A 4,802-nucleotide genomic window follows, 5' to 3' on the forward strand; every position below is an offset into this window, starting at 1 on the left:
GTGTGGAGCTGAGGGGAATCGAACCCCTGACCCCCGCCTTGCAAAGGTACGCACTTGCCTGGCCGCTGACCAGCCGATCCTATATTTGCTGGTCAGGGCTTCATGAAGCCTGCTGTTCCCCGTGGTTCCCCGGACGCTCCCCCGGCAACGGGCACGCGAGGGGCACAAGAGGCTGAACCAGCGGCTACTCCCTGTTCCAGCTTCTTTTCCCGCGCCGTGACTACAGAGACAGAGAATTAGTGTGGGAGAGAAGCTGTCACGGCAGGTGTCACTCCCCTGTCACACCTAAAAGCCCAGGTCAGGCTAGGTAAAGTGACAAAGTGACAGGTGTGACAGTCTCGACACGCCACGACTGTCACGCCCCAGGCGCACGACGAGTCTTGCACCCATCCGGCGCGCAAAAACCGGCCGTCAGAGCGCCTGAGTCGGTTCCCAGGGTCCAGCCGCACCAGGGGTGTCCCGTGCGCCTGCCTACGACGCTCTCAGGCAGCGAAATTCCGCCCATCGCTGGGGCCGTGACGCGCTCAGCACGCCGGTTCCGGTCAGAGGCCGCCGCGTGCCAGCCGAACCGCGACGCCCGGCAACTGCTCTTACAGCCTCGACTGCGGCGCCCTACAGACAACTTCAGCCGACCAAACAGCAGCGTGAGTGTGGCCGTCGGTTGCCGCCTAGTGTTCGGTTAGCTCCCTCATCGCACGGACAGCGGCCGGGCGACTGTTCACATCAACTGCGTAGGAGATCTCTTCGAGGGGAAGCAAAACATCCTCTAGGGCGTCCTGGTCTAGCAAGCTGCTGTCGTAGAAGGTCACGAAACTTTGAGCTGATCCTGCAAGGCGCGCTGCTTCCACTCGGCTGCGCAGCTCACGGGCGTCCGCAGCAGCCTGCTCTGGCTTCACGTGCTCGTGACCAAGATCCATTAGGTGGGCTTGCCCGTTCACGTACTTGAACCTGAAGGGCACCTCACTGATGTGACCGTTTGGCGCGAACCGAGCGGCAACTTTCACGCGCCGCTCAGGGACAATACGGGCAGCCTCTAAGACAGCTTGCACGCGAGTCAGAAGGACGTCGGCTGGCTTCTCCTGGCGATCAGGGGAAGCGTTAGGTACCTCCGTTGCGACGAGCTCAGCGAAGAGTCGATCAAGGGCGTCTTGCCACGAGGGAGGGTCATCTAACAGCTCGCCACCTTCTTCGGCGACATAGTTGCCGGTACGTCGCCGCTGCATGGTTGCGACGTCACACCAGCTGTGATCAGACGCCTTCCGCTGGTAGTAGCTCACCCAACTCTTGTAGACCTCGGTGTTGGAGATCTGCTTGTGCGGCAGATGTCGCCCATCGATGGTGCCGTCGTCAGTTTGGCCGACGAACTTCGTCAACCAGCCTTCTGGCGTCTGAAGTACCAGGCCGACGTTGTGGGGCTCTCGTCGCCTGAGGTCAGGGACATGGCGGATGAGGTACCATTTGGCGGTCACTGCCCAGCTCCTTCCCCATGGTCGTCGGTGGTCTCGGGTAGAGACAGCCTTACAAGTCTGTGGATGTTCTGTTGCCGATGCAACAGGAAGTCGGCAATCTCATTGGCCTGTTTCTTCCCGTACAGGCCAGCCACGCGACCTGCGGTTACTAAGCGTTCGATCGCTGACCGCGGTACGTGTTGCACTCGATCCCCCCAGCTCCGTAGGCGCTGGTCCTCCAGCTGGCATCCCCTCAATGCATGCTCCTGAACCCCGCGCGCTGCGTCTGCGACCAGCGGGGACTCCTGGATACTCGCTAGCTCCCCATCTCGCCCCATGTTGGGGCCGGCCAGGGCTTTTTCGTGGTCAATGGCCCAGAGCCCAACCTCCTGGTGATACACGAGGTTGTGGTCCGGCCGGTCTTCGTTCAAGATCCACACGTCGAACACAAAGACTCCAGCCGCGAGGTCAGGTGCCTGCGCCGCGATGACTTGCGCGTCGGCTGGGGCGAACTGTTCGCCGCCGTGCTCAACCACGGCGCTCACCCAAACGACCTGGCCGTCCGGCGGCAGTTCAGCCAACTCGCCGGCTGGAACCGGGATGCCGATGGCGGCAGCCAGCCGCGCTGTGACGTACTCGATAGCGACAAGCCACTCGTGATCGGTCTGGTTCGGCTTGATCAGGACACGCGCGGTCCCCCACCAGCAGTCGTTCGCGCCTTCAGCTGCCGGACCGTCTTTGGTCAGGATTTTCAGCCCCGGTCGAACCGTTCTCAGCCTCGCCACTTGTCAACCTCCCCCGCATCGCTCACTCGTCCACCATCGCAACCGACGAACAGCACATAACGCTACGTAACATCATTGTTATCGTCGGTGCAGCGGGCGGCAACGCGAAAGCTGGTCACCGTCATGGTCAGTGGATACCGGCAGTCACCAACGATCGACGCAGCGCCCGAGCTTGCGGCAACCTCACGGCTGTTTGCGCAGGTCAACCAGGTTTTATCGTGTCGGTGGCTCCGCCAATCTCATCCGGCTCACCGCGAGGTCGTAGAGCGTAGAGCGGCACGAGTTGGTTGACCGCGCGGATCTTGCGACGTCGACCATCGGCGAACGGGACGTCGTAGTCGACGACCCCGAGCCAGTGCCCGCGGTGGGTCGGCCACCAGCCATGGAGCAGGCCGTGCACTTCGCCGGAGAAGTCGAGCCCGTCATCGACCGCGCGCTCAGGTGCGTCCTTGATTCGGACGAGGATTGCGTCGAGCCTTACCCAGACTGGCGTGAGGATCTTCGAGCGGCCGTGCATGTCGTCGCCGTACCAGCGGGTGTAGGGGGTATCCATCGCGCTTCCCGCCCTACCCAGCACCGGTCACGGCTGCGACGACGTCGACTGGGTTGAGCGCCGGGTCGTATAGCAAGGTTCCGACGACGTGCGCGAGCCGGCGCCGCTGGTGCTGCGCCGTGTCGGTAAGCGCCACGTCCGTCGACCTGCCGACCCGGACCGAGTTCACGGCCCTGGTGACGAGAATGGCTTCCTGGCGGGTAGCCCCGAGATCCGCGGCCGTGGCGAAGATCAGCGCGGCGGCGTCCTGGGCTGTGAGGGACGACGTCGGCACGTCGGTCATGGCGACTCTCCCTCCGGCCGCGATCGGGGCATTCAGTCAGGTGGCGGGGTGAGCGGTGACGGCCCGCACTTCCCCTGCGAGCCGACACCGCCCTGCATCACTGTACCTCGCCATCGAACTTATGTTCGATCAAGGGCCTGCGTCAACTGCTCTACCCTGCGAGTTCCACCATGTTGTCTACGACGAACTCCGCACCCGCTTCCACGAGCATCTCCCGCTTGCCCGGCTTGTTCGCCAATCCGACACTGCACACGCCTCTACTTTTTGCAACTTCGATATCGGACGTCGAATCTCCGATGAAGACAGCGTCAGCACCGCGGACTTCTAGCTGACTCAGCATTAGATCCAGGCCATACGGGTTCGGCTTCATCAACGCGGGGCGCCCGAATGGGCGGCCGATAATCGGACCGCGCCACTGATCGACAACCGCTTTTTGCATAAACTTGGAAACAGCTTCAAACGAATTGTTACTCAATATGCCAGTAGCCTTGCCGCGCGCAGCCAAGCTGCACATTGACGTCAGGCCACCCCTGGTGAGGCTTGCGGTTTCTACCGCAAGCAACTCTGCCGCGATGAGCTGGCGCTCTACGGCCTCCACCGCGGTCGACCCAAGTTGGTGCGCATAACGAAGCACTTCAAGCGGATCATCCGTCCCGACCTGCACGCCTATCGTCAATTCGAGCTGCCGCGCCACACCCTCGGCCGGCAAACCAGCAAAGACTCCACAAATAGGACCATCGAAATCGTAGATCACCGCAGCAGATTCTGCGAGTACTTGCAACAAACCCTGCTCGAAACTCACGCAGTAACATCCTTAGCAACCGAAGACCAAACACTGTCGAACCACTTTTGCGCCTGATCGACGTACTGGGAATCGATCGCCGAATCGTCGTCGGTCTTCGCGTAATGGAAAAGGACCGCGTCTTTGCCCATTGGATCGAAGATCTCGACGGGCTCGCCTCCGATGGCCACCGAGTGTTGCAGAACGGGGTAGAACCCAAAAAATGCCTCAGAACTATTCAGAAGAAATAATTTGAACAGCGGTGCGGCATGGTACGTCCGAACTTGCGCGGTTGCAGACTCAACAAGACCTAGCGCGGATAGCTCTTCGACAGTCTCAACGATTCCTTGTGTCGATCGCTGCACGATGCGTTCCGCTCGTTTGCGCACGTCCGGCGAATCGACACCCTCGGGCGCGAGCGCTGGCAGGCCGACAGGCTTCGAGAGATCCGGAAGCAAGATCCGGATTCGCAGACTCTCGGGCTGAAGTCGTCCCGAACGGACCTTGTCCAGCGGTTCGCCGATAACCCCCTGAAGCGTCTCCCCCGAGAAGCCTGCGAAGTCGATCGCGACAGCTCCGCTCTCAAAGATTGCTTCGACGTGCGGCCGTAGCCCCACCGAGCGCTCAGTCCGCTGCCGAACGAATGACCCCTTCCCCTGCCTGGAGATCACCAGCCCTTCGTCGCGCAGTAGTCCGACGGCCTTCTGTGCCGTCATTGGAGCCACCTCGAACTGGCTGGCCAGCTCAGCATACGAGGGCAACCGGTCCCCCGGCTGGTACTTCCCGGTCAGGATCGCGGCCTTCAAAACGGCTGCTACCTGCTGAAACGGCGGTCGGGCATCGTCCGGATCGAGTGCGTCCATGACTGCCACTTTACCTCACCCAGCTAGAACAACTAGGTGAATCCTCGTGTTCAACTAGCTTTACTAGCTAACTTTCTTGACTCAGCTAG

General features: G+C 61.5%; 6 protein-coding genes. All 6 read right to left on the reverse strand.

All coding sequences use genetic code 11. From position 1 onward, the window contains the following. Positions 1 to 668: 668 nt before the first annotated feature. Positions 669 to 1,469, reverse strand: a complete 801-nt coding sequence (locus ACIRSS_RS50110) for a hypothetical protein (RefSeq protein ID WP_400909532.1) — start codon at positions 1,467 to 1,469, stop codon at positions 669 to 671. Then, positions 1,466 to 2,233 carry a HipA family kinase gene (locus tag ACIRSS_RS50115; RefSeq protein ID WP_400909533.1) on the reverse strand — a complete coding sequence of 256 codons (768 nt, stop codon included), beginning with the start codon at positions 2,231 to 2,233 and terminating at the stop codon, positions 1,466 to 1,468. The genes ACIRSS_RS50110 and ACIRSS_RS50115 overlap by 4 nt, the downstream gene beginning before the upstream one ends. A gap of 202 nt (positions 2,234 to 2,435) precedes the next feature. Next, entirely contained in the window at positions 2,436 to 2,786 is a 351-nt protein-coding gene (locus tag ACIRSS_RS50120; protein ID WP_400909535.1) for a hypothetical protein, read from the reverse strand. A 13-nt stretch (positions 2,787 to 2,799) separates the two neighbouring features. After that, positions 2,800 to 3,069, reverse strand: coding sequence for a hypothetical protein (locus ACIRSS_RS50125; RefSeq protein WP_400909537.1), 270 nt, complete (start codon positions 3,067 to 3,069; stop codon positions 2,800 to 2,802). A 151-nt stretch (positions 3,070 to 3,220) separates the two neighbouring features. After that, positions 3,221 to 3,871, reverse strand: coding sequence for an HAD family hydrolase (locus ACIRSS_RS50130; protein ID WP_400909538.1), 651 nt, complete (start codon positions 3,869 to 3,871; stop codon positions 3,221 to 3,223). Next, on the reverse strand, positions 3,868 to 4,713 hold the full coding sequence (locus tag ACIRSS_RS50135) for a GntR family transcriptional regulator (protein WP_400909540.1): 846 nt from the start codon (positions 4,711 to 4,713) through the stop codon (positions 3,868 to 3,870). The genes ACIRSS_RS50130 and ACIRSS_RS50135 overlap by 4 nt, the downstream gene beginning before the upstream one ends. Positions 4,714 to 4,802 lie beyond the last annotated feature (89 nt).

It is taken from the genome of Amycolatopsis sp. NPDC101161 (genome assembly GCF_044768185.1).
In the GTDB taxonomy this organism is placed as follows: domain Bacteria; phylum Actinomycetota; class Actinomycetes; order Mycobacteriales; family Pseudonocardiaceae; genus Amycolatopsis.

Bases quoted from the DNA above. Each gene is read 5' to 3' on its own strand.
- ACIRSS_RS50120 (WP_400909535.1), bottom strand. From the start codon at position 2,786: ATGGATACCCCCTACACCCGCTGGTACGGCGACGACATGCACGGCCGC.
- ACIRSS_RS50125 (WP_400909537.1), bottom strand. From the start codon at position 3,069: ATGACCGACGTGCCGACGTCGTCCCTCACAGCCCAGGACGCCGCCGCG.
- ACIRSS_RS50135 (WP_400909540.1), bottom strand. From the start codon at position 4,713: ATGGACGCACTCGATCCGGACGATGCCCGACCGCCGTTTCAGCAGGTA.